The sequence below is a fragment of the Aquificaceae bacterium genome, from assembly GCA_037722135.1.
Classification (GTDB): Bacteria; Aquificota; Aquificia; order Aquificales; family Aquificaceae; genus Pampinifervens; species Pampinifervens sericum.
The window spans coordinates 1-4,721 of sequence record JBBKAW010000061.1; the positions used below are offsets into that span (position 1 = coordinate 1).

A 4,721-nucleotide genomic window follows, 5' to 3' on the forward strand; every position below is an offset into this window, starting at 1 on the left:
ACTTTCAGTGATTAGTTTCTAATACTCCACCAAAAAAGTATGCGACACGCCACGCAAGCTCCTCATCTATTACCTTAAGTAGCCCTATAGCACTGAGAGATGCCATAAGGCTTCCAAGATTCCAAAGTGCGGTTATTGTGCCATCTACTTTTCCTCTGTGCCTTGATGGGACAAACTCGTCTATGGCGGACTGTATGGCGGCGAACTCGCCACCAAGCCCAGCACCTGCAAGGATTCTAAAAAGCAAGGCGGTCTCAAAGCTGTTGGCAAAGCCTGTCAGAAAAGTGCCACCTGCGTAGAGCAAGAGGGTAATAAGAAAGAGCTTTTTTCTGCCATATTTGTCCGCAAGGTAGCCAAAGATAAGCGAGCCTATTATTGCACCCAATAGGAAACCGCTCACCATCATAGAGCTTTGCTGGGGGGGGTAAATTCAAGGCTTTTCGCCATAGGCTTTAGGACTGCACTTACTATTACCACCTCAAAGGCGTCAAGCACCCAAGTGATGCCAAGGGCAAAGACAAAGCGTGTATGAAAGCCTGTCCAAGGCAGGCTGTCAAGCCTACAGGTTATATCTGTGTTTATGAACCTCACGATGCTATAAAATATAAACCACCATGATAGCTTATTTTGTGATGGAGTTGGGTCTTGAGGACAGTATGCCTATATACAGTGGAGGGTTAGGGGTTCTCGCAGGCGATACCCTTTTTTCCTATGCGGATATGGATATTCCTGCAGTTTGCGTTACCCTGCTTTACAAAAGAGGCTACAACCTTCAGAAAATAACTCCTCACGGCATGCAGTTGGACTTTGATGCCCTTTGGGACTACAGGCGATATCTTAAAAAACTTGACGTGGAAGTGGAAATTTTCTTTGGAGACCTAAAGCAAAGGATTACCTGCTGGGAGTATTGGGTTAGGTCAAAGGGGAATGTGAGGGTTTTGTTTCTTGATGCGGACATAGAGGGTAATGACCCAGAGATAAGGAAGCTAAACAGCAAGCTATACTTTGACGACGGTCTTTATAGACTCAGACAGGAAATACTCTTAGGAATTGGTGGCTACAGAATCCTAAAAGCCCTTGGCTATCCTATCCACGTTTACCATATGAACGAAAGCCACTCTGCTTTTCTTGTAGTGGAACTGCTCAAGGAGTTTGGAAACATAGAAGAAGTGAGAAAAAGATGCGTCTTTACAACTCATACGCCAGTCCCCGCAGGGCATGATAGGTTTCCACTGGATATGGTAAAAGAAGAACTAAAGGCATATAACCACATAGATTGGGAAAGGGAAGCGGAGGGAGGAAATATAAACCTTTCTCTGCTTGCTTCTAAGTATTCTGGTAAGGTAAATGCGGTTTCTCACAGGCATAAGTTCGTAACCGCAGGCATATTTCCAGAGCTTGGAGAAGACATTGAGTATGTCACAAATGGTGTATACCACAAAAGATGGGTCCATGGGGAAATACAAGAACTTTTCAACGAGTATATACCCGGTTGGGACGAAAACCCTATACTGCTCCAAAGAGCCCATGAAATACCCTCAGAACTTCTACTTAAAAAGCACAACAAAATAAAAAGCGACCTTATAAACCTTGTAAATAAACAGACAGATGCCAGCTTTTCCGACGATGTGTTTACTATTGGTATAGCAAGAAGGGTAACGCCTTATAAAAGAAATGACCTCATACTAAGAGATATAGACAGGCTAATACATATAGCAGAAAGTGTGGGAGAAATTCAGATACTCTTTGCGGGCAAGGCACATCCAAAGGATGGCATGGGAAAGGAGATGATAAAGAATATATTTGAAAAGATGAAATTACTAAGGGAGAGGACAAAGGCTGTTAAGGTTGCCTTTCTTGAAAACTATGGCATAGATATGGCAAAGCTTATAATAGCGGGCACTGACCTGTGGCTTAACAATCCCAGAAGACCCTACGAAGCCTGTGGGACAAGCGGTATGAAGGCAGGTATGAACGGAGTTTTGAACTTTTCCACATGGGATGGCTGGTGGCTTGAGGGTGGGATAGAGGGTGTAAATGGCTGGGGCATAGGTCCAAAGCCAAGTTGGCGGGATATGACCGAGTCCAAGGATGAGGAAGACCTTGAGGACATATACGGAAAGTTAGCTTACGTTATCATACCCACCTTTTACAAGCACAAGGACGAGTGGGTCCATCTTATGAAAAACAGCATAGCGACCATAGGACCCTACTTCAACACCTACAGGATGGTTAGTGAATATATTAGTAAGGTATACAAAATCGGATTGAGGTGAAAGCTATGGACAAAAGAGAGACTATAAACTTACTCCTTTACAACGTAGCCCTTGAACATTCTGCCATAGTGCAGTATCTGTATCACATATTTCTCATAAGTGATGGAAACATCACATCAGAGATAGAGGAGATAGCTCGTCAAGAGATGAGGCATCTCAAATGGTTTGCCCAAAAGGTGGTTCAGCTGGGCGGTCAGGTAGTTCTGGACAGGCTTGAGGATATGATAGTGATAGGTGGACCAGATTGGGCGGACATGCTCTCAAAGGATGTTCTTGCCGAAGAGGAAGCCATAAGGATATACAGCCAGCAGTTGGAAATGGTCAAAGATGACTCTGTAAAGAAGCTCCTTGAGAGGGTTATAAAGGATGAGCAAGACCACAAAATAGAGTTTTCAGAGCTTATGGAAAAGGTAAAAGAAGGTCTTGTTTGTACTCCCTTAGAGGAGCAAAGACCAGACCCTAAAACCCTTGAAGTGCTCAACAAATTCCTAAGGGAGGAATATCAGAGCATAATCAATTACCTTTATCAGTTTTTCCACTCCAAAAACTGCGACTACAAAGACATAATGCTTGACCTTGCCATAGAGAGTATGGTGCATATGGGTAAGCTCGGCGAGAAGATAGGTGAGCTTGGTGGAATGCCTAACATACAAAGAGTAGACTTTTCGCCAAAACCCTTAAAGAGCCTCCAAGAGCAGGTCAAGGCGGAAATACTTTACGAGCAGGAAACGGGCGGTGAGTATGGAAAAGAGATTGCAAAGATTGAAGACCCAGAAATAAAGAGGCTTTTCACCTTCATAGAAAACCAAGAGGAGTATCACAAACAAAAGCTCGTGGAATTTTTCAAGCTAATGAACAGGCTCACGGTGGGAGACCTTAGAAAGAAGGATGCTTGAGCTTGTTATAAACTCCTTTAGAGAGAGTGCGGAGCTTAAGTTGGCTTTTGTGGAGCTTTATGCGGAAAGAATTGTAGAAGTAGGTCAGATAATAGCGAGAGCTTTAAAGGATGGCAATAAGGTGCTTCTCTTTGGCAACGGTGGTAGTGCTGCGGACGCTCAGCACATTGCAGGGGAGATAGTGGGAAGGTTTAAAAGGGAAAGGAGGGCTTTGCCAGCCATAGCCCTTACCACAGACACCTCTATCTTAACTGCGGTAGGAAACGATTATGGCTTTGAGAGTGTATTTGAAAGGCAGATAGAAGCCCTTTGCATGCCGGGGGACATAGCCATAGGCATTAGCACCTCTGGAAATTCACCCAATGTGATAAGAGGTCTCATGAAGGCTCATGACCTGGGTGCCACTACCATAGCTTTTACTGGAAGGGATGGGGGTAAGTTGGTGGATATTGCACACTACAGCTTTGTAGTGCCTTCTTACGATACCGCACGCATTCAAGAATGCCATATAACCCTTGGTCATGTGCTTTGTGAGATAATTGACAGGCTTCTATGAGGGTTCTCCTCTTTGTGAAGGACAGCCAGAGGGCAAGGGAAGTCTCAGAAAGGGTAAAGACGCTTGTAAGGTCTTTTGGGGTTGACTTGGAGGTCTTTATAAATGAGCGTTCAAAGGGAGAAAAGCCAAAGGTTAGGGGCTTTGACTTGCTTGTGGTGGTGGGTGGAGATGGGACTTTTTTGGCTGGTGCAAGGATTGCCTCAAAGGAGGGTGTGCCACTACTGGGCATAAACGTGGGAAGGTTTGGCTTTCTCACAGAAGTGGAGCTGGAGGAAGCGGAAGAGGTTTTTAGACTTCTCTTAGAGGGCAAAATAGAACCACAGAAGAGAATGATGCTTTCCGCTTTTCTCCTTAGAGGGTCTGAGGAGCTTTATCTGGGGGACTACCTTAACGACGTGGTGGTTTCAAAGGAAAGCCTTGCTCGTATGGTGGAGGTGGAAATAGAGCTTCAGGGAGAGAGGGTGCTTAGGGTTTATGGAGATGGAGTTATAGTCTCCACACCCACGGGCTCTACCGCCTATGCACTTTCTGCAGGAGGACCCATCCTTTACCCACTGATGGAAGCCCTTCTCTTTGTTCCCATATGCCCCCATACCCTCTCCAACAGACCTCTTGTAGTCCCGCCGAACTTTGAGATAAGGCTTGTAAACCTTTCTGAAGACCACATGGCATACCTTACCCTTGACGGACAAGAGGGAATGAGCTTAAAAAGAGAAGATGTGGTGGTGATAAAAAAGTCTCCTCACTATTGCCTTATGTATCCAAATCCGAGGAGGAGCTTTTTTGGTATCCTAAAAGAAAAGCTAAGGTGGGGCTGAAAGATGGAGCATTTAGCTTATCGCTTTAAGGAAGGAGAGTTAATTCCGATAAAACACCCACACATTCCAAACTTTTCAGACCTGCTCCATATAGAAAGGCAAAAGGAGACCCTTAGGAGAAATAGTTCCTCATCCTATAGAAAAATATTCCACAGGACGAGGTTTCGCAGGCAAG

The 4,721-nt window shown here is 44.8% G+C and carries 6 protein-coding genes; 4 read left to right on the forward strand and 2 right to left on the reverse strand.

All coding sequences use genetic code 11. The annotated features are described in order from the left end of the window. Window positions 1-4: 4 nt before the first annotated feature. Window positions 5-406, reverse strand: a complete 402-nt coding sequence (locus tag WKI49_04435; protein ID MEJ7621743.1) for an MFS transporter — start codon at window positions 404-406, stop codon at window positions 5-7. After that, the gene (locus WKI49_04440) at window positions 403-591 is read right to left on the reverse strand and encodes a hypothetical protein (GenBank protein ID MEJ7621744.1); all 189 of its coding nucleotides are present in this window, start codon (window positions 589-591) and stop codon (window positions 403-405) included. The genes WKI49_04435 and WKI49_04440 overlap by 4 nt, the downstream gene beginning before the upstream one ends. Before the next feature lie 23 nt (window positions 592-614). Between WKI49_04440 and glgP the strand changes: the two genes are divergently transcribed. Genes glgP through WKI49_04460 form a run of 4 tightly spaced genes read left to right on the forward strand, consistent with a single transcriptional unit; the run spans window position 615 to window position 4,546 of the window. After that, window positions 615-2,276 (forward strand): alpha-glucan family phosphorylase, encoded by a 1,662-nt coding sequence (gene glgP / locus WKI49_04445; GenBank protein ID MEJ7621745.1) that lies wholly within the window; start codon window positions 615-617, stop codon window positions 2,274-2,276. A gap of 5 nt (window positions 2,277-2,281) precedes the next feature. Beyond that, window positions 2,282-3,172: a ferritin-like domain-containing protein gene (locus tag WKI49_04450; GenBank protein ID MEJ7621746.1), complete on the forward strand. Its 891-nt coding sequence runs from the start codon at window positions 2,282-2,284 to the stop codon at window positions 3,170-3,172. Continuing rightward, a complete protein-coding gene (locus WKI49_04455; GenBank protein ID MEJ7621747.1) occupies window positions 3,165-3,728 on the forward strand; it encodes a D-sedoheptulose 7-phosphate isomerase in 564 nt (187 codons plus the stop codon). The genes WKI49_04450 and WKI49_04455 overlap by 8 nt, the downstream gene beginning before the upstream one ends. Further along, the gene (locus tag WKI49_04460; GenBank protein MEJ7621748.1) at window positions 3,725-4,546 is read left to right on the forward strand and encodes an NAD(+)/NADH kinase; all 822 of its coding nucleotides are present in this window, start codon (window positions 3,725-3,727) and stop codon (window positions 4,544-4,546) included. Before WKI49_04455 ends, WKI49_04460 begins: the two co-directional genes overlap by 4 nt. Window positions 4,547-4,721: the final 175 nt, after the last annotated feature.

What these genes read in the sequence shown, in the direction of transcription:
- WKI49_04455 (MEJ7621747.1), top strand. Translation starts at nt 3,165, where the DNA reads ATGCTTGAGCTTGTTATAAACTCCTTTAGAGAGAGTGCGGAGCTTAAG.
- WKI49_04435 (MEJ7621743.1), bottom strand. Translation starts at nt 406, where the DNA reads ATGATGGTGAGCGGTTTCCTATTGGGTGCAATAATAGGCTCGCTTATC.
- glgP (MEJ7621745.1), top strand. Translation starts at nt 615, where the DNA reads ATGATAGCTTATTTTGTGATGGAGTTGGGTCTTGAGGACAGTATGCCT.
- WKI49_04450 (MEJ7621746.1), top strand. Translation starts at nt 2,282, where the DNA reads ATGGACAAAAGAGAGACTATAAACTTACTCCTTTACAACGTAGCCCTT.
- WKI49_04460 (MEJ7621748.1), top strand. Translation starts at nt 3,725, where the DNA reads ATGAGGGTTCTCCTCTTTGTGAAGGACAGCCAGAGGGCAAGGGAAGTC.